We start from the raw sequence: 20,901 nt of genomic DNA on the forward strand, positions 1-20,901 counted from the left end.
GCCAGTCGGGGAAACAGGGCTGCCGGAATGGGTCACCCGAGCAGACGTCGTGCGATGACCTGTGCCTGAATCTCGGCCGCCCCTTCGAAAATGTTGAGAATACGCGCGTCGCAGAGAACGCGGCTGATCTTGTATTCCAGTGCAAAGCCGTTTCCGCCGTGGATTTGCAGCCCGTTGTCCGCCGCAGCCCAGGCCACACGCGCGCCAAGCAGCTTGGCCATACCGGCCTCTAGATCACAGCGCTGGCCGTGGTCTTTTTCCCATGCGCTGAAATAGGTCAGCTGGCGCGCGATCATGATCTCGACCGCCATCATTGCCAGCTTGCCCGAGACACGCGGGAAGTTGATCAGCGATTTGCCGAATTGCTTGCGGTCGATGGCATATTGCATGGCGATATCCAGCGCGCTTTGCGCCACGCCGATGGCGCGCGCGGCGGTCTGGATACGGGCACTTTCAAAGGTTTCCATCAGCTGTTTGAAACCCTTGCCTTCTTCACCGCCCAGCAGGTTTTCACCCTTGACGTGAAAGCCGTCAAAGCCCAGCTCGTATTCCTTCATGCCGCGATAGCCCAGAACCTCGATCTCACCACCGGTCATGCCGGGGGTGGGGAAGGGATTGTCGTCCGTGCCGGGTGTCTTTTCCGCCAGGAACATGGACAGGCCGCGGTGATCGGTGCTGTCGGGATCGGTCCGCGCCAGCAACGTCATGACATGGGTTCGCGCGGCGTGGGTGATCCAGGTCTTGTTGCCGGTGATCCGGTAATCACCGTTCTCGTCCTTCACGGCACGGGTGCGCAGGCTGCCAAGATCCGAGCCGGTGTTGGGTTCAGTGAAGACAGCCGTCGGCAGAATTTCAGCGCTGGCCAGTTTTGGCAGCCAGTTGGCTTTTTGCTCGTCCGTACCGCCGGCAATGATCAACTCGGCCGCGATTTCCGAACGCGTGCCCAGCGAGCCGACGCCGATATAGCCACGTGACAGTTCTTCGGAAACGACGCACATGGATGCTTTGGAGAGTCCGAAACCGCCAAACTCTTCCGGGATGGTCAGCCCGAAAACGCCCATTTCCGCCAGTTCTTCGATGATTTCCAGCGGGATCAGCTCATCCTTGAGGTGCCATTCATGGGCATACGGTTCGACCTTTTCCTGCGCATAGCGGCGGAACTGGTCGCGGATCATTTCCAGTTCTTCGTCCAGGCCCGACGCGCCGAACATTGTGGCGCCGGCCTGATCTTGCATCAGCTCGACCAAACGGCTGCGTGCGGCTTGTGAATTCGCCTGCGCCATCAAGGTCTGTACTTCGGACGACTGAAAGCCCGACAGCGCATCCCAGCCGAGACCCATGTCCTGAAGGCGCACGACCTCGCCCTGGTTCATCGGGATGCCACCTGCGACCTGATGCAGGTACTCGCCAAAGGCGATCTGGTGAAGCAACTGCTCGAGCTCGCCGAACTTGCCTTCGGCCTGAAGTGCTTCGGCCCAGCGCTGCATTTGTTGCAGCGACTGATTATACGTGGCCAGCCATGCCAGCCCATGCGCGGCGGTCTGGTTTGCCTCGATCAGAGCGCCAGAGATACGGCCATCCGCCGAGACCATGTCGCGCACGGATTCACGGGCTTTTTCAAAAACAGCTTCTACCGCGGGTAGCGCAGCCCGGGTCAAATTCAGAAGATCGGGCAAAACTGCAGCAGTTGTCATCTCGGTCATATCCTGTCCGTCGTGGGCCATGAATCGCGTCCTTTCCTCGGTCGTCTGGTCATATCATGCTGCACGTGCAGCGCAACAAAAATACTTATTACGCTGCGAAAAAGTTCAAAAATTACCCCACCATTTTTGCAATGCAGAAGAAAATCCAGATGATATCTAGGGGGCATGACCCTGTTTTCCATTCTTTCCCCGCAGGAACTGTTGTTGGCCATGGCAATCGCGTTTGCCTCTGGGTGGGTCAAGGGCATGGTTGGTTTCGCGATGCCCATGATTTTGGTATCAGGGTTGAATTCATTTCTGCCGCCGGATCTGACCCTGGCGGGACTTATCCTGCCGACGCTGGTGACCAATGGGCTGCAGGCCCTTCGCGGTGGCCGTGTCGCCGCGTTTGCCTCGATTCGGCGCTTTCAGGTCTTCCTTGTTGTTGGCGGTCTTCTTCTGCTGCTGAGCGCACAGTTGGTCGCATTGATCCCAGGGTTTGTCTTTCTGGTTCTGATGGGCGGCTTTGTGTCAGTTTTTGCGCTGTTACAGGTTCTGGGGTTCAGAATGGCGCTGAACCAACCCTCGACCGCAGTCGAGGCTGTGGTTGGTGGCTTGGCTGGGTTTGTTGGCGGCATGTCAGGAGTTTGGGGGCCTCCGACAGTTGCCTATCTGACGGCGCTGAACACCCCCAAGACCGAACAGATTCGAATTCAGGGCGTAATCTACGGTTTGGGGGCGGTTTTGTTGCTGGTCGCACATCTTGGATCAGGCATTCTGTATGCAGAAACACTTGAGTTTTCGGCAGCCCTGATCGTTCCGGCCCTGGCCGGGATGTGGATCGGCATGAAGCTGCAGGACCGTATTGATCAGGCAAGCTTTCGCAAGGCGACCTTGTTGGTATTGCTGATCGCGGGCCTGAACCTGCTTCGACGCGGTTTGGTGGGGTAACACGTCAGCCCGAGCGCTTGTCGGCAAACCGGAAAGCAAAATACAGGCCCAGCATCAGAAAGAACAAACCCGAGATATCGCCGATCAGGAATGCGATATATTCCACCGTCGCGCTGCCAAAAGCCAGGTTGGTCAACCCGGAGACAAGGAAGGACGTTACGATTCCGATGCCCATCACACATATCCAACAGGGTTTGCGATCCGGACGGGGAAACAGATCCCACCCGATTGCCTTGAGAAGATAGAACACGATCGGGGCCGTCAGAACCGCAATCGCCATGGCCATCAGGCGGCTGGGCAGGAACACATCCGTTTGACCCAAATAGGCAAAAACGATGAACACGCCGGGCAACAATGCGAAAACGGCGCGCCACCCCAACAGCCACGCCGACAGAACCCGCACGCCATGCGGCAGAAACAACAGGCTCGCCCTGCTTGGGTATTCCGGGAAAAACACGTTCTGCAACGGCATGAGGACGGCGAATGTAAGGAACGACGCCAGCACATAGGCCAATGAGGCCAGAAGCGTTTCAGTAGCCCACCCGCGCAAAGTAATCACGGCCTCTTGCGCGGGTGGATCGCATCATTTGGGTGCATGAACGATATACCGTCCCCGGTTGGCGCTGCCGCTTTGAGAAAGATAGCCTTTTTCGACCAGCGACTTCAGTGCGCGAAAGAATGTTGGGCGCGAAACACTTTGAACCAACGTGTGCTCGATCAGGCCGAATGTGCGCACTTCCTGATCGGACTTGGAAAGCTCTTCGGCGGCATAGTAGATGTCGCGTTCAACCGGAGATAGTTTTTCCAGGCCTAAAGTGCGCTCCATGCTTTGCATCAATTTGCGCAGTTCGGTGAGTTTCGAGATCTCAGTCATAATGTTACCTATCGTTTGCCGTGTCATTTGCCGCCTAATTGCGACTGTTTGAGCCATGCTGAATGACGCGCAAGTCAGCAGGTCTCGTGTTGACACTCATCCCCATTTGCTTAGACTAGGTGACTGATTAGGTTGCTCAATCCAGCGTTGTGAGTGTGCGCACATGAGCGACCCCCAATCTAATTTCAGTCAGTGCCCGGCGCAAAAGTGCCGGGTTTTTTCGTCTCAGCGATTATCAGGGCTAGCGCAAATTTCATTTTGAAACAACGCAATTGTATGTGCTTTTTGCGACAAACAACCTTAGGGAGAAGCACAGTGAGTGTAGTAAAAAAGGGGCGCTGTGGCCCCTTTTCCTGATTTATCCGATTGCGACGGCTTTGATGTCATCGTCAATGAAGGGCAGATATTGTTCAAAGTTCTCGGCAAACATCTGCACCAGCTTTTCGGCCTGTTTGTCAAAGGCTGCCTGATCGTCCCAGGTACGGCGCGGGTCCAGCAGAACTTCGGCAACCCCCGGGACAGAGACTGGAACGTCAAAGCCGAAATTGGCATCCTTGCGGAACTCGGCGTCGCGCAGGGACCCTTCCAGAGCGGCGGTCAGCAAGGCGCGTGTCGCGCGGATCGGCATCCGGCTGCCCACGCCATAGGCGCCGCCGGTCCAGCCGGTGTTCACAAGCCAGCAGGTCGCGCCGTGCTGGGCGATCTTGTTCCTCAGCAGATTGCCGTATTCCTCAGGGCGACGGGGCATGAACGGCGCGCCGAAACAGGTCGAGAATGTCGGCTGCGGCTCGGTGATGCCGCGTTCGGTCCCGGCGACTTTTGACGTGAAACCCGACAGGAAGTGATACATGGCCTGTGCCGGCGTCAGCCGCGCGATCGGAGGCAGAACGCCAAACGCGTCGCAGGTCAGCATGATGATATTCTTCGGGTGACCACCCAGTGCGCTTTTGGATGCGTTCGAGATATATTCAAGCGGATAGGCGCAGCGCATGTTGGCGGTCAGCGAGTCATCGTCGAAATCCAGTTCCTTGGTTTCGGGGTCGAAGACCATGTTTTCGATCACGGTTCCGAACTTCGAAGTGGTGGCATAGATTTCCGGCTCTGCCTCGGCATTCAGGTTAATGGTCTTGGCATAGCAACCGCCTTCGAAGTTGAAGGTGCCGCGATCGGACCAGCCGTGCTCGTCATCCCCGATCAGTATGCGCGAAGGATCTGCGGACAAGGTGGTCTTTCCGGTGCCGGACAGGCCAAAGAACACGGCCGTATCGACCGGGTTGCCAACAGCATGGTTGGCCGAGCAGTGCATCGGCATCACGCCTTTTTCAGGAAGCATGTAGTTCAGCAGGGTGAAAACGGACTTCTTGTTTTCACCGGCATATTCAGTGCCGCCGATCAGGATCAGTTTGCGGTCGAAGTTCATCGCAATCACAGTCTCGCTGCGGCAGCCATGCTTTGCCGGGTCGGCCTGAAAGCTGGGGCAGTTGATGACAGTGAAATCGGCCGTGAACTCATCCAGATCTTCGCGGTCCGGGCGACGCAGAAGGTGGCGGATGAACAGGTTGTGCCACGCCAGCTCGGTAACCATTCGTACATTGATTGCGTAAGCCGGGTCCGCACCACCGACGAGGTCCTGCACGAAATAATCGCGGCCCTTCATGTGAGCCAGCATGTCTTCGTACAGCGCGTCAAAGCCCTCGGGGCTCATTTCGGCATTGTTTTCCCACCAGATGGTGTCGGCAACGGTGTCGGTCTTGACGACGTGTTTGTCCTTTGGCGACCGGCCGGTGAACTTGCCTGTGGTAACCAGGAACGCTCCACCATTGCCAAGTGTGCCTTCGCCGCGCTTCAGCGCCTCTTCGATCAGCGCCGGCTCCATGAAGTTGTAATAGACATTGCCCAGACCCTCGATGCCCTGATCTTCGAGGCGGAATTGCGGGTTAACCCGTCCAGATGTCATGTGTGTCTTCTCCTGTGGCGGCGCGAAGGTCGTTGGCCGTTGCGCCTTTGGGGCAGTGAGCCGGGAAAACCGGCGGCTGAGCGCGTCTTATCACGGTCGTTCATGGCATGAACAGGCGGGTTTGACGCAGTTAGCGCAACCAAGTCCGGGTTTAGCGCCATCAGAAATTCAATGTCGGAAAAGCGGGCAGATTTTTGCGGGCATAAAGGCAAATTTGCCGCAGACCTGCCGCAACAAAGGCATGATTCGCAGTTACGGATTGATTCGGCGTCTTAAAACCGCCAACAATGCCTTACAAATAAGCGAATTATTGCGCGAGTGAGCAGGAATAGGGGTGAGCCCGATGTCAAAGATTGCACTTGTGGATGACGATAGAAACATTCTGACGTCTGTATCCATGACCCTCGAAGCCGAAGGTTTCGAGGTTGAAACATATAATGATGGCCAGGCCGCGTTGGATGCGTTCAACAAGAAACTGCCGGACATGGCTGTTCTGGATATTAAGATGCCGCGGATGGACGGCATGGATCTGTTGCAACGGCTGCGTCAGAAGACGCAAATGCCGGTGATCTTCCTGACCTCGAAAGACGATGAGATCGACGAGGTTTTGGGCCTGCGCATGGGCGCGGATGACTATGTAAAGAAACCTTTTTCGCAGCGTCTGCTGGTCGAACGCATTCGGGCCTTGCTGCGCCGGCAAGAGGCGACAAGCGGCGATGCGGTCGCATCCAACAGCAATGACACCAAAGTCATGGAGCGCGGCGACTTGCGGATGGACCCGCTGCGCCATGCGGTCAGCTGGAAAGGTAATGATGTGTCCCTGACCGTGACCGAGTTCCTGCTGCTTCAGGCGCTGGCCCAACGTCCGGGATTCGTCAAAAGCCGCGACCAGCTGATGGATGTCGCCTATGATGATCAGGTCTATGTGGATGACCGGACGATCGACAGCCACATAAAGCGTCTGCGGAAAAAGATGCGCGCGGCTGATCCCGAGTTCTCGGCGATCGAAACCTTGTATGGTATCGGTTACCGTTACAACGAAGAATAGGCGCGGCCGCCTGCAAGAGGTAATGGGGTCTCGTGCGCGACACCGAACAAGCCAGCGAATTGCGCGACGGTGACGTCGTTCTTGGGGATGACTGGGTCATTCCCCAGGACCCCGAGTCAGCGGAGCTAAGGGAAAAGCGATCGCGGAGAAACCTGTTTTCGCTGCGTGGTTCTCCTCTGGCGCGCAAAATCATCACGTTCAATCTGATCGCTCTGGTGATCCTGGTCACTGGGTTGTTGTATCTGGACGACTCGCGAAAAGAGAAGGTTCAGCAGACCGCCCGCAATCTGCTGGGCGATGCGCAACTTGTCAGCAACGTTTTTGAAACCCAGTTGCGTCAGGGCGCGCAGCAATCCGGGCAGAATGCCGGGAACCTGGACGTCAAGGATACCCTGTCTGGCCTCACCTTACCCGAAGGGGGCGAGGTTTTTGTTTATGACGCCAGTGGCACGCTGATCGGCTGGACACGTGGTGCCCCGCAAGCCTCTGACATGCCGGTTCTTCTGCAATCCGAGGCCGAGATGCAGACCGGCAGTACGGTGATCAGCGACACGCTGAATGCCGTTTGGACGGGTTTGTCAAACCTGCTGAACTGGTCGACTGACACCGAGGCACCGACGTTGGCGCAGCGTGTTCAGACCATTATTCCACAAGCGATTGCCGGTCAAAGCCAGGTGCAGGCGGTACAAGATGGCGCGGGTGAGACGGTCATCGTGGCTGCGGCACCAGTTCTTTATCAGGATGTACCCGCCGGCGCGGTGGCGATTACCGGCCCGGCTGGTGAAATCGACGCGCTTGCCCGCCGCGAGCAGGAGCGCATTCTTCAGATGTTTGTCGTGGCCCTGCTGGTTTCCGTGGGCCTCAGCCTTGTCCTGGCCTCGACCATTGCGAACCCGCTGGCCGATCTGGCATCCGCGGCAGAGATGGGCAAAGACCGGGGCACGGGTGTCAATCCCGGGCGCATCCGCATTCCCGACCTCAGCGCCCGTCCTGATGAAATCGGACGTCTCAGCCGCGCTTTGCGGGGTATGGTGACCGCGCTCTACAACCGGATCGACGCAAACGAACAGTTTGCCGCCGATGTCGCCCATGAAATCAAAAACCCGCTGGCCAGCCTGCAATCCGCCGTGGGAACGCTGCGGATGGTCAAGCGCGAGGATCAGCGCGACAAGCTGCTGGACGTGATCGAGCATGACGTACGGCGTCTGGACCGGCTGGTCAGCGACATATCAAATGCGTCGCGTCTGGATGCGGAACTGGTCAAGGAAGAAGAGCAGCCCTTTGACCTGCTTAAGCTGCTGGGCAATCTCGGCCAGTATCTGGGTGAAGATGCACGCTCCAAGGGCATCGATTACATTACGGATCTGCCCTCTGAGCCAATTGTGATCAACGGGCTGGAAGCGCGTCTTGCGCAGGTCTTTGTCAATCTGATCACCAACGCCATTTCGTTCTGCGAGGAAAATGACGCAATTCGCGTTTGGGTCCGGCAGCGGGACAACCGCGTGCTGGTGGTTGTCGAAGACACTGGCCCGGGGATTCCCGAACAGGCGCTTACCAAAGTGTTCAAGCGTTTCTACTCGCAGCGTCCGGCGGAACATTTCGGCAATAACTCGGGTCTCGGCTTGGCGATCTCCAAGCAGATTGTCGAAGCGCATGGCGGGGTGATCTGGGCTGAGAACATCCGCCCGACAGAGGCCGATATCACATCGGATCCGCTGGGTGCCCGCTTTGTCGTGGGGTTGCCCGTCTAAATCCATGCATATTGATTCGTTGTCACTCGCGAAAGATCAGGACAGCGCCTGTGTTCATGCCTCCTGCGTTTCGGTTGCCGGACGCGGGCTTTTGATCATCGGTGCGTCCGGCACAGGGAAGTCCGGGCTGGCGTTGCAAATGATGGCGTTCGGCGCGAAACTGGTCGCCGATGACCGAGTCAATCTAGAGATGCAGCAGAATCGGGTGATCGCTTCGGCCGTATCGCAGATCCGCGGTTTGATCGAGGCGCGCCAAATTGGCCTGATCAAAGCTGAACCCAGTGGTCCGGTTCCGCTGGATTACGTGGTGGATCTGGATCAGCCTGAGCCCGAGCGTCTGCCCGACCCTTTGACGGTTTCCGTGCTGAGGCAAACTGTTCCCTTGCTTAGGGGCGCGGGCGTGCCCAACTTGGCTGTAGCGATGATGCAGCTTCTAGGAAATGGGCACGTAAACCCGGAATGGCCGAACACATGACATCGCAAAGACGGATCGTACTTGTCACGGGGCCCTCTGGGGCAGGCAGATCCACAGCCATTCATGTGCTGGAAGATCTGGGCTTTGAAGCCATCGACAATCTGCCGATGGGTCTTTTGTCGCGCTTGCTCGACAGTGCTGACAGCGACCGTCCGATGGCTTTGGGTATAGATGCCCGCAACCGTGATTTTTCGACGATCGGTTTCATAGAATTGGCTGAAAAGCTGGGCCGTTTGGCGCAGGTCGATCTGACGGTTCTGTACCTGGATTGCAGTGATGATGTTCTGGTGCGTAGGTTTTCAGAAACCCGAAGGCGGCATCCCGTCGCCAAGAATGCCAGCCCGGAAACCGGCGTTCAGCGCGAAAAAGAGCTGCTGGCGCCGATACGTGAGATTGCGGATACACTGATCGACACCAGCCTTCTGAATGTGCATCAGCTGCGGGAAGAGGTCGAGAACTGGTTCGCCCCGCAAGGCGGGCGGCATCTGGCGGTTTCCATCGAATCCTTTTCTTACAAACGCGGTCTGCCGCGTGGATTGGACATGGTGTTCGATTGCAGATTTCTGGCGAATCCGTACTGGCGCCCGGAATTTCGCGCAGCGGATGGTCGAAACCCTGACGTTGCGCACTATGTGCAGTCAGACGCTAACTACTTACCGTTTTATGAACGTGTGCTGGACTTGCTGACCCTGTTGCTGCCGGCCTTTCGGGCCGAGGGCAAAGCGCATCTTTCCGTGGCGTTTGGGTGCACAGGGGGCCAGCACAGATCAGTTGCCTTGGCAGAGGCCGTTGCAAAGGCCCTTGCGGAAGACGGGCAGCAGGTGGCAATTAGGCATCGCGAGATGGAACGTCGGTCGTTGAATGTGAGGTCGGATTGATCGGAATTGTGATCGTTGCACATGGTGGGTTGGCTCAGGAATACCTGGCCGCCACACAACACGTGGTCGGACCACAAGCCAGCCTCGTGGCGGTCGCGATCGAGGCTGACCATGATCGGGACGAAAAACAGGCCGAAATCTGCCGTGCCGCGGACGAAGTGGACACCGGAGATGGTGTCGTTGTTGTCACCGACCTCTTTGGCGGTAGCCCCTCGAATCTCAGCCTGCGTGCCTGCGCGCCTCAGGATCGGCGTATTCTGTATGGGGCAAACCTGCCGATGCTGATCAAATTGGCCAAAAGTCGCCACTTGCCCATTGGTGATGCCGTCCGTCAGGCAATGGAGGCTGGACGGAAGTACATCAATGCGCAGAATGTGACATTGGATTAAAAACGGATTATTGAATATGACGAGCCGAAGCCTGAAAATTATCAATGAAAAGGGCCTGCATGCACGCGCCTCGGCAAAGCTGGTTGAGGTTGTCGAGGGGTTTGATGCACATGCTGAGGTGTCAAAAGACGGACTTTCTGCATCGGGCGACAGCATCATGGGCCTTTTGATGTTGGCAGCATCGCGCGGAACAACTATTGACGTCGAGACGTCCGGGCCGGATGCTGAGGCATTGGCAGAAGCTCTGGAAACGCTTGTGAACGACAAGTTCGGAGAGGGGTTCTAAGCCACCCCGCCGGGACAGGAAGAACGGGAAGACCAGGAATTGGCGGAAACGACGCACGAGACCAAGACAAACCCGGTGGTGGATGGGACCACAGATCAGGGTGAGATCTACGACCGTAGAACGCTGACCTATGCGAATTCATTCGACGATGCCTGGACAGCGACCGCCATTCGGGCCATCGAGTGGTGCACAGGCAAGCTGACCATTTTGCGCATGGTCAACAAGTTCGAAAAAAAGAACGAATACTATCGCGGCCAGCGGTTCTGGGGCGGTGCCCTCAAGACTATGGGAATCGACCTGACCACACCGCAGGAACAGATTGACCGCATTCCCAAGACCGGCCCGGTTGTTGTTGTCGCGAACCACCCGCACGGTATGGTCGATGGCATGATTTTGGCAGAACTGATCGGCCGGGTACGCAGCGATTACCGCATCCTGACCCGTTCGGTCCTGACAGGGCTGGACGAAGCGGCCACGTCATTCATGATTCCGGTTCCGTTCCCACATGACCCCGAGGCGCAGGCCAAGATGCTGGAAATGCGCGGCAAAGCCATGGAACATCTCAAAAACGGCGGCGTTGTGGCGCTGTTCCCATCCGGTGTTGTGATGTCCTCGGATGATTGGTTCGGGCCTGCGATCGAGCGGGAATGGAACGTGTTCACCGCCAAGATGATCCGCCGTTCAGGCGCGCGTGTGGTGCCGATTTTCTTTCCGGGCAGCAATTCGCGCTGGTATCAGATCGCCAACCGTGTCTCTGCAATTCTCCGGCAGGGATTGTTGCTGCACGAGATCGTCCGATCCTGCAACAAACCTCAGTCGCCGGTGATCGGCGAACCGATTTCAGACCGCGACATGGAACTGCTGGAACGCGACCCGCGCGGTTTCATGGCCTGGCTCAGAAATCACACCATGTCTCTGGGCAAGTCGGAACAGACCTGACCCGCGTCTTCATCTGGCCAAAAATATCCCGGGGGTGAGCCCGGACAAAGTCCGGGCGAGGGGGTTGGCCCCCTTCAGCGTGTCGGTACCGGAACTTCACCACGGTAATCATAAAAGCCGCGCTCGGTCTTGCGCCCCAGCCACCCGGCCTCGACATATTTCGTCAGCAGGGGGCAGGGGCGGTATTTGGTATCGGCCAACCCGTCATGCAACACGTTCATGATCGCCAGACAGGTATCCAACCCGATGAAGTCCGCCAATTCCAGCGGGCCCATGGGATGATTCGCCCCAAGTTTCATGGACTGGTCGATGGATTGAACGTTCCCCACACCTTCATAGAGTGTGTAGACAGCCTCGTTGATCATGGGCATCAGGATCCGGTTCACGATAAAGGCCGGAAAGTCCTCGGCGCTGGCCGCCGTTTTGCCCAACCGATCCACCACCGCTTTGCAGGCCTTGAAAGTTTCTTCATCCGTGGCGATGCCGCGGATCAATTCCACCAGCTGCATAACAGGGACAGGGTTCATGAAATGAAAACCCATGAACCGTTCGGGCCGATCCGTGCGGCTTGCCAGGCGGGTGATGGAAATCGAGGATGTATTTGACGTCAGAATCGTATGCGGCAGCAGGTGAGGTTGCAGGTCCTCGAAAATCGCCTGCTTGATCGTTTCCCGCTCGGTTGCTGCCTCGATAACCAGATCGGTTTGGCCCAGTTTCGGCAACTCAAGCGTGGTCGTAATCCGTTTCAGTGCAGCCTTCATCGCCTCTTCGGTGATTTTGCCACGCGACGCCTGCCGCGCCAGGTTACCTTCGATTGTGGCAATGGCGTTGTCCAGAGCATCCTGGCTGACATCGTTCAGCAAGACGTCGTATCCCGCCAACGCCATAACATGGGCAATGCCGTTGCCCATTTGCCCCGCGCCAATCACCCCGACCGATTTAACTTCCATGTTCAGCTGCCTTTGCCCTGTAGGATACCGCGACAGTATCGGCAGACCGGGGCAGGCGGCAAGAGGATCAAGGCGGTCAATTTCGCTTCAAATGCGCGCATTAGGAAAATCTCAATATCTAAGGCCGCAAGATGGCACCGGGTGAGAAAACGGGGGCTTGATATGAGCTTTCATCAGACAAACAGCGGCGGGGAGTCCGCCTGCCAATATGCCAACTCGAAACTTTGGTTCCGGGGTCCACCCGGCACGTTGAACCAGCCCTATGTGGCCTGTCTGGGAGGAGAGGAAACTTTCGGCAGATTCGTCGATTACCCGTTTCCTGCCGTGCTTGAGAAGCGATTGGGAAAGCCATGCGTAAACTTCGGCAGCCTGTTTTGCGGAATCGAAGCGTTGTCCACTGATCCGGGGGTGCTGAATCTGGTCAATCAGTCAGACCTGTGCGTGTTGCAGGTGCCCGATCTTCTGCGTCAATCGAACCGGTTTTACCGCGTGCACCCGCGTCGCAACGATCGGTTCCTTGAACCCACCGCGGACTTGCTGGGGCTGTACCCGGATGTTGACTTCACGGAAATCCATTTTGTGCGCCATTTGTTGGAGCAGCTGAGCGCAACAGAAGACGCACGATTCGAAGTCGTAACGCAGGAGCTGCGAGAGGTCTGGATACGCGCCACCGGGGACTTGATAGAACGGATCGAACCCGGCGTGGTTCTGCTTTGGCTGCATGTGCAGCGGCAAACCGGATCGCATGTCGACCATATCGTGCCCGACGCCGCCATGATCGAAAAGCTACGCCCGCTATGCGCAGATGTCGTCGAGGTTTCGGTCGCTGTATCCGCGCGATCGGATGCTCTCGAAGACGTAATGTTCGGAACGCTTCAGCAGCCAATTGCGGAACATATGATCGGCCCGTCCGCGCATCGAGAAATTGCCGAACACCTGCTAAACGCCTTGCGGAACCTGAACTGAAAAAGGCCCGCCTGTTGGCGGGCCTTTACAGATCAATCCGGATATCCGGTTCAGCCGAGCTTTTCGGTCAGTTCCGGTACCGCCTGGAACAGGTCTGCGACCAGGCCGAAATCGGCGACCTGGAAGATCGGCGCCTCTTCGTCCTTGTTGATCGCCACGATGACCTTCGAGTCCTTCATGCCGGCCAGGTGCTGGATCGCGCCCGAAATACCGACGGCGACATACAGATCTGGGGCAACAACCTTGCCGGTCTGACCCACCTGCCAGTCGTTCGGCGCATAGCCCGAGTCAACGGCCGCACGCGACGCACCAACCGCAGCGCCCAGCTTGTCAGCCAGGGTTTCGATCAGTTTGAAGTCTTCTTCCGAGCCGACACCGCGGCCGCCCGAAACAACAACGCCGGCCGAGGTCAGCTCTGGACGGTCGCTTTCGGCAACCTTGTCCTCAACCCAGGACGACAGGCCGGGGTTCTCGCCGACCGACACGGTCTCGACCGCGGCCGAACCACCTTCGCCGGCAGCGTCAAAGCTGGCGGTCCGGATGGTGACGACCTTCTTGGCGTCGTTCGACTTCACGGTCTGGATCGCGTTGCCCGCATAGATTGGGCGCTCAAACGTAGAGCCATCGACCACGCCCGAGGCATCCGAGATCACCATCACGTCCAGCAGCGCTGCAACGCGCGGCATCACGTTCTTGGCGTCGGTGGTGGCAGGGGCAACGATGTGCTCATACCCATCGGCCAGGCCCACGATCAGGGCTGCGGTCGATTCCGCCAGGCGGTGGCCCAGCGATGCGTCTTCGGCGACCAGAACCTTGGATACGCCGTCGATCTTGGCGGCGGCCTCACCGGCAGCAGCGGCAGACCCCCCAGCGGCCAGAACGGTCACGTCGCCCAGCACTTTCGCGGCGGTCACGGCCTTTGCGGTCGCATCCATCGCCAATTCGCCGTTGTTCACTTCGGCAAGCAGAAGTACAGCCATTACACAGCCCCCGCTTCTTTGAGTTTCTCGACCAGCTCGTCAACCGAGCCCACGATGATGCCCGCCGCGCGCGCCGGCGGCTCTTCGGTCTTGACGATTTCCAGACGCGGGGTGACGTCGACGCCGTAATCGGCGGCGGTTTTCTCGTCCAGCGGCTTTTTCTTCGCCTTCATGATGTTGGGCAGCGAGGCATAGCGCGGCTCGTTCAGACGCAGGTCGACGGTGATGATGGCGGGCATCTTGACGCTGATGGTCTGTAGGCCGCCATCGACCTCGCGGGTGACCTTGGCGGTGTCGCCTTCGATGTCCAGCTCGGACGCGAAGGTGCCCTGGGACCAGCCCAACAGCGCCGACAGCATCTGGCCGGTGGCGTTCATGTCGTTGTCGATCGCCTGCTTGCCTGCCAGAACAATGCCGGGCTGCTCTTCTTCGACCACTTTGGCCAGGATCTTGGCAACGGCCAGAGGCTCGATATCGGTGTGTACATCGTCAGTCGCCACAACCAGGATTGCGCGGTCAGCCCCCATGGCCAGCGCCGTGCGCAGCGTCTCCTGCGCCTGCTTCACGCCGATCGAAACAGCAACGACCTCGTCGGCCTTGCCGGCTTCTTTCAGGCGGATAGCTTCTTCCACCGCAATCTCGTCGAACGGGTTCATCGACATTTTGACATTGGCGAGATCAACACCGCTACCGTCCGCTTTCACGCGGACCTTCACATTGTAGTCAATCACGCGTTTGACAGGCACCAGTACCTTCATTGTAGCGCTTTCTCCTCAAAAAAACGGTAAGCCGCGCAGGCGACTCCACCAATGCTCTCGACCGACTAGATAGCGCCTGCCGCAGTGGCACAACAGAGCAAAATCGTCACGTCATGGCGTCGGGACGTCGCGTTTTGCAATTTTTTTGCCAAGTGGCGAAAGAATATTACCCGCGACTCTGTATTTCGCGATCAGCGGTTCGCGCCCGGAACCCACAACACGTCGTCTTTGCCGTTTGCGTTTGCGCAGCGTGCTGCAACAAAGAACCAGTCGCTGAGACGGTTGAGGTATTTGACCGCCACGTCGTTGACGGGCTCCATATTCGTCAGCTCGACCGCAAGCCGTTCCGCCCGGCGCGAAACGGTCCGGCAGACATGCAGATGTGCTGCCAAGCGCGAGCCACCGGGCAGGATGAAACTGCGCAGAGGTTCCAGCGTCTCGTTCATTGCGTCGATCTCGGCTTCCAGCCGGTCGATCTGGGCAGGCACGATGCGTAGGGGGGGATAATCGGCCTCGGCGTCTTTTTCCATGTCGGGGCGACAGAAGTCGGCACCCAGATCGAACAGGTCATTTTGAATGCGCGACAGCGCGGTTTCGACATCACCTTCGGCCTCGGTCCGTGCCACGCCGACAAAAGCGTTCAGTTCGTCCACGGTGCCATAGGCTGCGACGCGACCCGAATATTTTGCCACGCGCTCTCCGTTGCCCAGGGCGGTTTTCCCGTCATCGCCAGTGCGTGTGTAGATTTTGTTGAGTACGACCATTTATTGAACTCCCTGTCCGCGCAGATACACGAAAAGCACGATCAGCAACACGGCGATGAACTGAAAGAGAATGCGCAGGCGCATCATCTTGTTGCTTTTCTTGGCCGCTTCCATGCCGCCTTTGCCGAAATTCGCGATGCCTAAGGCCAGCACTACGACAACTGCCGCCATAGCCAGAAGCAGAATGACCATCACAAGGTCCATTTGAAGTCACCGTCCGATTTTTTCGATTACCACCCATCTAGCGTCAGGGCGTCGAAAAGCGAACGGGAAATATCGTCTCAGATATCCGAAAGGATTCGATCAGAGGCGTTTGTAGGCAGAATGCGGCGCAGTATCCCGGCGATATATGTCGGAGTGGTCACATAGTAACGTGGTTTGGGGCGTCGGGCCTCGACCGCATGGGCCAGCTTGTCCGTGACGGCAGAGGCGGGCAATTCAAATCGGTCTGGCCCACTGCTTTCATAAAGGCGCTTCAGTAACGAGTCTTCGTACTTCCCCCGAATGGCCGAGTTTTCCCAGTCGATGTATTTCTCGAACAATGGGATCGCCTTTTCCCGGAGTTTTGAGGTGATGGGGCCGGGCTCGATCAAGACGACGTGAATGTCGGTATCCCGAAGTTCCAGCCGCAGCGTGTCGGTCAGCCCTTCGATCGCGTATTTTGTGGCGACATATGCGCCGCGCCACGGGAAGGCGACAAGCCCCAGAACCGAGGAACACTGCACAATCCGGCCATGACCCTGTTCCCGCATGACGGGAATGACCTGTCGGGTCAGCTCGTGCCAGCCAAAGACATTGGTCTCAAATATATGGCGCAGGCCATCCGTCGGAACATCCTCAACCGCGCCGGGCAAGCCATGTGCGCCATTGTTGAAAAGGGCATCCAGAGAGCCGCCTGTAGCCTCGAGAACGTGGGACAAGCCCGATGTAATGCTCTCTGCATCAGTGTAGTCGATTCTGGGGCTTTCAAAGCCCTGTGCGCGTAGGCGATCACAGTCGCGTTGCTGGCGGCAGGATGCAAAAACGCGCCAGCCTCTTGCACGCATCCCGTGTGCCGCGTCCAGACCGATGCCTGACGAGCATCCCGTGATAAGAATCGATTTCTGCATATGCCTTCCGAGCCTAATCCCCGCCCATAGCTATGGCGGGGTTTGCGGCAGGGCAATGACACTTCGATGTCAGTTCGTTGTTTTCCGGACGAGTGATGCCGAAACCCACCCAACCTGTTGCCCCGGCAACACGCGCAGGCGCAACCAGCCGGTACCTGAATCCCCAAATACCTCAACCTGCTGGCCGATCCTGGCTTTGCCGATGATCGGATAGATCGTCCCCGGCCCATCGCGCAGGTTCACGCGGGTTCCCGAAATTTCACGGATATCCTTGGCGGCTTCAACAGGGGCGGGCAGTTCGACCGTTGGCAGCTCGGCGTCGGTGGTGACTTGTTCGAGGGAGGCCAGACCCTGTTCCAGCGACGCAAGGGTCAGAGTGACGTTTTCGTCAGCGAACAGTGAGGGGTTTGCCTTCAGACCAGCCGCGACTTGCGACAACAGCGCTTTGGTTTCTGCTTCGTCCAATTCGGCGACAGGTTCAGTGACCGGTGCGACCGGCGCCGGAGGCTTCACCGCGGCGCGCACGACCAACGTTTCCGCGGGCGCGGGTTCGATAGCTGGTCTTGAAGGTTTCGGGACAATGGCAACACGCTCGGGCTCCGCTGTGCGGACCCCGCGCGGCTCAAAGTCCGGACCTCCGCTCATCACGTAAAAAGCCCAGCCGAGCGCGGCGAAAGTAACAAGTACAAGGCGCGTCATGGCGCATCCCCCAATTCAATCGTAACAACAAAAAAGGCAGCAATCATTCAATTGTTGGAATGGTAGCATAATAGAAGGGCAGAGTCGAAAATTCGGGGAAAACACCGACTTGCCTCCCCCTGTTGCAAAAAGCCCGACTTGTCCCCAGTAAAATACGCGTTGCTTGCTTTACCAAGGCGTTCTTGCGTCGTATCACATCATATATGAACGATACGATCGACGACCCCAACATGGAGGCCCCCGACCACGGGGGTGAGGTTGCAGAACCGCTGCGCCGCGCGATAGGCGAGCGTTACCTGACCTATGCGCTGTCCACAATCATGCACCGCGCCCTGCCGGACGCGCGGGACGGATTGAAGCCGGTGCACCGGCGAATCCTCTTTGCGATGAGAGAGCTGCGACTCAGCGCAACCGGAGGTTTTCGCAAATCCGCCAAGATTTCCGGCGACGTGATGGGCAATTACCACCCGCATGGCGACGCCGCGATTTACGACGCAATGGCGCGCCTGGCGCAGGACTTCAACGTGCGTTACCCGCTGGTCGACGGGCAGGGGAATTTCGGGAATATCGACGGCGACAATCCGGCGGCCTCGCGATATACCGAGGCGCGGATGACCATCGTGGCCGAGGCGCTGCTGGAAGGTCTGAACGAAGACGCCGTGGATTTCCGCGACAACTATGATGGCACGCTGACCGAACCTGTGGTGCTGCCTGCGCAGTTTCCGAATCTTTTGGCCAACGGCGCCAGCGGTATCGCCGTCGGCATGGCCACGAACATCCCGCCGCACAACATCTCGGAGCTTTGCGACGCCTGCCTGCACCTGATCAAAACACCGGACGCGCGGGACGACACGTTGCTGAACTATGTCCCCGGCCCGGATTTTCCGACCGGTGGCGTGATCGTCGAACCGCCCGAGAACATCGCGCAAGCCTATCGCACCGGGCGCGGCTCGTTCCGACTGCGCTGCAAGTTCGAAGTCGAGGATCTGGGCCGTGGCCAGTGGCAGATCGTGGTCACCGAGATTCCCTATCAGGTTCAGAAATCCAAGCTGATCGAAAAGATCGCGGAACTGATCCAGACCAAGAAAATCCCGATCCTCGCAGATGTGCGCGACGAATCCGCCGACGATATCCGTCTGATCCTCGAGCCACGCTCCAAGAACGTGGACCCCGAGGTGCTGATGGGCATGTTATACCGCAACTCGGACCTCGAGGTGCGGTTCAGCCTGAACATGAACGTGCTGATCGATGGGGTGACGCCCAAGGTCTGTTCGATGAAGGAAGTTTTGCGAGCCTTCCTCGATCACCGGCAAGAGGTGCTGCTGCGCCGCTCGCGTCACCGCATGGCCAAGATCGACCACCGGTTGGAAGTGCTCGAAGGCTTTATCGTCGCCTTCCTGAACCTCGACCGTGTGATCGACATCATCCGTTATGACGACGACCCCAAGGCCGCGCTGATGCGCGAGGATTGGGGCATCGACCACGTTCGCGCCACCGACGAATCTGACTACGTCACGCCTAAGCCGGGCGAGGGCGAGCTGTCGGAAGTTCAGGTCGACGCCATCCTCAATATGCGCCTGCGCTCCTTGCGCCGTCTGGAAGAGATGGAGCTGGTTCGCGAACGCGACGCGCTGATGGAAGAACGCGCCAATCTCGAAGATCTGCTGGCCGATCCCGCCCTGCAATGGGCCAAGATTGCCGAGCAATTGAAAGAGACGAAAAAGACCTTTGGCAAAGATTATGCAGGCGGTGCGCGCCGCACCCGGTTTGCCGAGGCGGGGCAGGTCGAGGAAGTTCCGCTTGAGGCGATGATCGACAAGGAGCCGATCACGGTCGTCTGCTCGCAGATGGGCTGGATTCGCGCCATGACCGGCCATATCGACCTGAAGCGAGAGTTGAAGTTCAAGGACGGCGACGGCCCGCGTTTCATCTTCCACGCGGAAACGACCGACCGGTTGCTGGTCTTTGCCTCGAATGGCCGATTCTATACCGTCAGCGCAGCCAACCTGCCCGGCGGGCGCGGCATGGGCGAGCCCTTGCGCCTGATGGTGGATTTGCCCAACGAGGCGCAGATCATCGACATCCTGATCCACAAGCCGGGGCGCAAGCTGCTGGTGGCCTCGGACGCGGGCAACGGCTTTATGGTGCCGGAAGATGACGTGCTGGCGCAGACGCGCAACGGCAAACAAGTGCTGAACGTCAAGGGTGATGAGACGGCCATGATCTGTAAGCCTGTGGAAGGCGATCATGTCGCTGTCGTGTCCCAAAACGGCAAATTCCTGGTCTTCCCCACGGAAGAACTGCCAGAGATGGGTCGCGGCAAGGGCGTGCGTTTGCAGAAATACAATATGGCGCGGGGCCGTCAGGGAACGCTTGAACTGGATGGGGGCTTGTCCGACATCACGACGTTCAACTGGGAAGACGGTCTCAAGTGGTCCATGGGCGGCGACAAGACCCGACATGAGGCGGATATGACGCAATGGCTGGCAAAACGCGCCAGTGTCGGGAAAAAACCGCCCTATGGCTTCCCGCGCGACTATAAGTTTTCGTGATCGCGCTGCTGCGCGGGTGAATTTCCGCCGATACGGCTTTGCACAACCCGTATCGGTGCGCTAGATCAACAAAAAACAGGCCTATCGAGACGACACATGTTGCGCATTCTGACGCTGATCACCGGACTGGCCCTGATGGCCGCTTGCACACAGACACAGGTGTATGAGCCGCCTGAATCCCTCGGAGAATTCAAGCTTCGCGTGAATTATGCCTTTGCGGACAAGGCCGTTCAGGGACCTGTGTCGCGGGACGCCACACCTGACGAATGGACAAAAGCGATCCAGAACGCGGTTGATATTCGTTTGGGGCGTTACGAAGGCTCACAGGAATATGACCTTGGCATCAGCCTCGAGGGTTACATGCTGGCCCCGCCGGGGATCCCTGTGATCTACAACCCCAAAAGCACTGCGATTGTGTTGGTCAACGTCTATGACGTGAAGAAAAAAGAGTTTCTGGCCAAGGGTAAGCAATTCCAGGTGCTGGAAGACACCACCGGCGGAAGTGCCCTCAAAGGATCGGGGCATGAGCGCACAAAAGAAGAACAGATGAGCGGTCTGGCCCTCAAGATAGCCGACCGTGTCGAGGAATGGCTGGCTGAAGAGCACAAGGAAAATGGCTGGTTCGACAAACGGCCGGACCTTATCCAGCCGTTGGAATCTGTCGAGGTCACGCAAAATCCGGCAGGATAAGCGCTTTTCCCTCAGGATGTGCTTGATTTTCCCCTTTGAACCAAATATCTCGCGCGCGCAGATGTAACCACGGGACCAAGGGTCCCCCAAATCGCAAAAGGGCGCCTGAGGAATGGCAAAGGAAAAGTTTGAGCGTACAAAACCGCACGTCAACATCGGCACGATTGGCCACGTTGACCACGGCAAGACCACGCTGACCGCAG

At 58.0% G+C, this 20,901-nt stretch carries 23 protein-coding genes; 12 read left to right on the top strand and 11 right to left on the bottom strand.

The genetic code is table 11. The annotated features are described in order from the left end of the window. Positions 1–32: 32 nt before the first annotated feature. Positions 33–1,724 carry an acyl-CoA dehydrogenase family protein gene (locus tag ACR0I0_RS17510; RefSeq protein ID WP_171637546.1) on the bottom strand — a complete coding sequence of 564 codons (1,692 nt, stop codon included), beginning with the start codon at positions 1,722–1,724 and terminating at the stop codon, positions 33–35. A gap of 144 nt (positions 1,725–1,868) precedes the next feature. Between ACR0I0_RS17510 and ACR0I0_RS17515 the strand changes: the two genes are divergently transcribed. Next, on the top strand, positions 1,869–2,633 hold the full coding sequence (locus tag ACR0I0_RS17515) for a sulfite exporter TauE/SafE family protein (RefSeq protein ID WP_480492381.1): 765 nt from the start codon (positions 1,869–1,871) through the stop codon (positions 2,631–2,633). A gap of 4 nt (positions 2,634–2,637) precedes the next feature. On the opposite strand, the gene ACR0I0_RS17520 is transcribed toward ACR0I0_RS17515, so the two are convergent. The 3 genes from ACR0I0_RS17520 to ACR0I0_RS17530 form a co-directional block, all read right to left on the bottom strand. Further along, on the bottom strand, positions 2,638–3,192 hold the full coding sequence (locus ACR0I0_RS17520) for a hypothetical protein (RefSeq protein WP_348539545.1): 555 nt from the start codon (positions 3,190–3,192) through the stop codon (positions 2,638–2,640). 24 nt (positions 3,193–3,216) lie between these two features. Next, positions 3,217–3,507 carry a hypothetical protein gene (locus tag ACR0I0_RS17525; RefSeq protein ID WP_152457096.1) on the bottom strand — a complete coding sequence of 97 codons (291 nt, stop codon included), beginning with the start codon at positions 3,505–3,507 and terminating at the stop codon, positions 3,217–3,219. 358 nt (positions 3,508–3,865) lie between these two features. Further along, positions 3,866–5,464, bottom strand: coding sequence for a phosphoenolpyruvate carboxykinase (locus ACR0I0_RS17530; RefSeq protein ID WP_480492384.1), 1,599 nt, complete (start codon positions 5,462–5,464; stop codon positions 3,866–3,868). Between the two features lie 343 nt (positions 5,465–5,807). Between ACR0I0_RS17530 and ACR0I0_RS17535 the strand changes: the two genes are divergently transcribed. The 7 genes from ACR0I0_RS17535 to ACR0I0_RS17565 are packed head-to-tail and all read left to right on the top strand — an operon-like array spanning position 5,808 to position 11,230. Further along, positions 5,808–6,512 (top strand): response regulator transcription factor, encoded by a 705-nt coding sequence (locus tag ACR0I0_RS17535; protein ID WP_171169148.1) that lies wholly within the window; start codon positions 5,808–5,810, stop codon positions 6,510–6,512. 32 nt (positions 6,513–6,544) lie between these two features. Next, positions 6,545–8,263 (top strand): ATP-binding protein, encoded by a 1,719-nt coding sequence (locus tag ACR0I0_RS17540; RefSeq protein WP_171724862.1) that lies wholly within the window; start codon positions 6,545–6,547, stop codon positions 8,261–8,263. A 19-nt stretch (positions 8,264–8,282) separates the two neighbouring features. Beyond that, positions 8,283–8,738: an HPr kinase/phosphorylase gene (locus ACR0I0_RS17545; protein WP_480492386.1), complete on the top strand. Its 456-nt coding sequence runs from the start codon at positions 8,283–8,285 to the stop codon at positions 8,736–8,738. Beyond that, the gene (rapZ, locus tag ACR0I0_RS17550) at positions 8,735–9,616 is read left to right on the top strand and encodes an RNase adapter RapZ (RefSeq protein WP_480492388.1); all 882 of its coding nucleotides are present in this window, start codon (positions 8,735–8,737) and stop codon (positions 9,614–9,616) included. The genes ACR0I0_RS17545 and rapZ overlap by 4 nt, the downstream gene beginning before the upstream one ends. After that, positions 9,613–10,005, top strand: coding sequence for a PTS sugar transporter subunit IIA (locus tag ACR0I0_RS17555; RefSeq protein WP_152457103.1), 393 nt, complete (start codon positions 9,613–9,615; stop codon positions 10,003–10,005). The genes rapZ and ACR0I0_RS17555 overlap by 4 nt, the downstream gene beginning before the upstream one ends. A gap of 16 nt (positions 10,006–10,021) precedes the next feature. Further along, complete coding sequence (locus tag ACR0I0_RS17560) at positions 10,022–10,291, top strand: HPr family phosphocarrier protein (protein WP_152457104.1); 270 nt, start codon at positions 10,022–10,024, stop codon at positions 10,289–10,291. Positions 10,292–10,330: 39 nt separating this feature from the next. Next, complete coding sequence (locus tag ACR0I0_RS17565; protein ID WP_171637533.1) at positions 10,331–11,230, top strand: lysophospholipid acyltransferase family protein; 900 nt, start codon at positions 10,331–10,333, stop codon at positions 11,228–11,230. Positions 11,231–11,304: 74 nt separating this feature from the next. Here the strand turns inward: ACR0I0_RS17565 and ACR0I0_RS17570 are convergent, their stop codons facing one another. After that, entirely contained in the window at positions 11,305–12,180 is an 876-nt protein-coding gene (locus ACR0I0_RS17570; RefSeq protein WP_171637532.1) for a 3-hydroxybutyryl-CoA dehydrogenase, read from the bottom strand. Between the two features lie 162 nt (positions 12,181–12,342). On the opposite strand from ACR0I0_RS17570, the gene ACR0I0_RS17575 reads away from it, so the two are divergent. Next, positions 12,343–13,146 (top strand): DUF6473 family protein, encoded by an 804-nt coding sequence (locus ACR0I0_RS17575; protein WP_480486772.1) that lies wholly within the window; start codon positions 12,343–12,345, stop codon positions 13,144–13,146. A gap of 50 nt (positions 13,147–13,196) precedes the next feature. Here ACR0I0_RS17575 and ACR0I0_RS17580 read toward each other — a convergent pair whose 3' ends face one another. The 6 genes from ACR0I0_RS17580 to ACR0I0_RS17605 form a co-directional block, all read right to left on the bottom strand. Continuing rightward, positions 13,197–14,126, bottom strand: coding sequence for an electron transfer flavoprotein subunit alpha/FixB family protein (locus ACR0I0_RS17580; RefSeq protein WP_210093766.1), 930 nt, complete (start codon positions 14,124–14,126; stop codon positions 13,197–13,199). Next, positions 14,126–14,884 carry an electron transfer flavoprotein subunit beta/FixA family protein gene (locus ACR0I0_RS17585; protein WP_171637528.1) on the bottom strand — a complete coding sequence of 253 codons (759 nt, stop codon included), beginning with the start codon at positions 14,882–14,884 and terminating at the stop codon, positions 14,126–14,128. The genes ACR0I0_RS17580 and ACR0I0_RS17585 overlap by 1 nt, the downstream gene beginning before the upstream one ends. 191 nt (positions 14,885–15,075) lie before the next feature. Further along, positions 15,076–15,648 carry a cob(I)yrinic acid a,c-diamide adenosyltransferase gene (locus tag ACR0I0_RS17590; protein WP_152457109.1) on the bottom strand — a complete coding sequence of 191 codons (573 nt, stop codon included), beginning with the start codon at positions 15,646–15,648 and terminating at the stop codon, positions 15,076–15,078. Continuing rightward, complete coding sequence (locus tag ACR0I0_RS17595) at positions 15,649–15,852, bottom strand: twin transmembrane helix small protein (protein WP_152457110.1); 204 nt, start codon at positions 15,850–15,852, stop codon at positions 15,649–15,651. It abuts the gene before it with no gap. 77 nt (positions 15,853–15,929) lie between these two features. Beyond that, entirely contained in the window at positions 15,930–16,757 is an 828-nt protein-coding gene (locus ACR0I0_RS17600; RefSeq protein WP_480492392.1) for an SDR family NAD(P)-dependent oxidoreductase, read from the bottom strand. Positions 16,758–16,826: 69 nt separating this feature from the next. After that, positions 16,827–17,456, bottom strand: a complete 630-nt coding sequence (locus ACR0I0_RS17605) for an SH3 domain-containing protein (protein WP_245218198.1) — start codon at positions 17,454–17,456, stop codon at positions 16,827–16,829. A 203-nt stretch (positions 17,457–17,659) separates the two neighbouring features. On the opposite strand from ACR0I0_RS17605, the gene parC reads away from it, so the two are divergent. The 3 genes from parC to ACR0I0_RS17620 form a co-directional block, all read left to right on the top strand. Beyond that, positions 17,660–20,008: a DNA topoisomerase IV subunit A gene (gene parC / locus ACR0I0_RS17610; RefSeq protein WP_210093765.1), complete on the top strand. Its 2,349-nt coding sequence runs from the start codon at positions 17,660–17,662 to the stop codon at positions 20,006–20,008. Positions 20,009–20,104: 96 nt separating this feature from the next. Beyond that, a complete protein-coding gene (locus ACR0I0_RS17615) occupies positions 20,105–20,698 on the top strand; it encodes a hypothetical protein (protein WP_171637519.1) in 594 nt (197 codons plus the stop codon). Positions 20,699–20,810: 112 nt separating this feature from the next. After that, a partial coding sequence (locus ACR0I0_RS17620) for a GTP-binding protein (protein ID WP_215675807.1) occupies positions 20,811–20,901 on the top strand: 91 nt, incomplete at its 3' end.

This window comes from Ruegeria sp. AG6, from assembly GCF_056541565.1.

Coding starts and splice junctions, on each gene's coding strand:
- ACR0I0_RS17510 (WP_171637546.1), bottom strand. CDS start 1,724: ATGGCCCACGACGGACAGGATATGACCGAGATGACAACTGCTGCAGTT.
- ACR0I0_RS17515 (WP_480492381.1), top strand. CDS start 1,869: ATGACCCTGTTTTCCATTCTTTCCCCGCAGGAACTGTTGTTGGCCATG.
- ACR0I0_RS17525 (WP_152457096.1), bottom strand. CDS start 3,507: ATGACTGAGATCTCGAAACTCACCGAACTGCGCAAATTGATGCAAAGC.
- ACR0I0_RS17530 (WP_480492384.1), bottom strand. CDS start 5,464: ATGACATCTGGACGGGTTAACCCGCAATTCCGCCTCGAAGATCAGGGC.
- ACR0I0_RS17535 (WP_171169148.1), top strand. CDS start 5,808: ATGTCAAAGATTGCACTTGTGGATGACGATAGAAACATTCTGACGTCT.
- rapZ (WP_480492388.1), top strand. CDS start 8,735: ATGACATCGCAAAGACGGATCGTACTTGTCACGGGGCCCTCTGGGGCA.
- ACR0I0_RS17560 (WP_152457104.1), top strand. CDS start 10,022: ATGACGAGCCGAAGCCTGAAAATTATCAATGAAAAGGGCCTGCATGCA.
- ACR0I0_RS17570 (WP_171637532.1), bottom strand. CDS start 12,180: ATGGAAGTTAAATCGGTCGGGGTGATTGGCGCGGGGCAAATGGGCAAC.
- ACR0I0_RS17575 (WP_480486772.1), top strand. CDS start 12,343: ATGAGCTTTCATCAGACAAACAGCGGCGGGGAGTCCGCCTGCCAATAT.
- ACR0I0_RS17580 (WP_210093766.1), bottom strand. CDS start 14,126: ATGGCTGTACTTCTGCTTGCCGAAGTGAACAACGGCGAATTGGCGATG.
- ACR0I0_RS17585 (WP_171637528.1), bottom strand. CDS start 14,884: ATGAAGGTACTGGTGCCTGTCAAACGCGTGATTGACTACAATGTGAAG.
- ACR0I0_RS17590 (WP_152457109.1), bottom strand. CDS start 15,648: ATGGTCGTACTCAACAAAATCTACACACGCACTGGCGATGACGGGAAA.
- ACR0I0_RS17595 (WP_152457110.1), bottom strand. CDS start 15,852: ATGGACCTTGTGATGGTCATTCTGCTTCTGGCTATGGCGGCAGTTGTC.
- ACR0I0_RS17600 (WP_480492392.1), bottom strand. CDS start 16,757: ATGCAGAAATCGATTCTTATCACGGGATGCTCGTCAGGCATCGGTCTG.
- ACR0I0_RS17605 (WP_245218198.1), bottom strand. CDS start 17,456: ATGACGCGCCTTGTACTTGTTACTTTCGCCGCGCTCGGCTGGGCTTTT.
- parC (WP_210093765.1), top strand. CDS start 17,660: ATGAACGATACGATCGACGACCCCAACATGGAGGCCCCCGACCACGGG.
- ACR0I0_RS17615 (WP_171637519.1), top strand. CDS start 20,105: ATGTTGCGCATTCTGACGCTGATCACCGGACTGGCCCTGATGGCCGCT.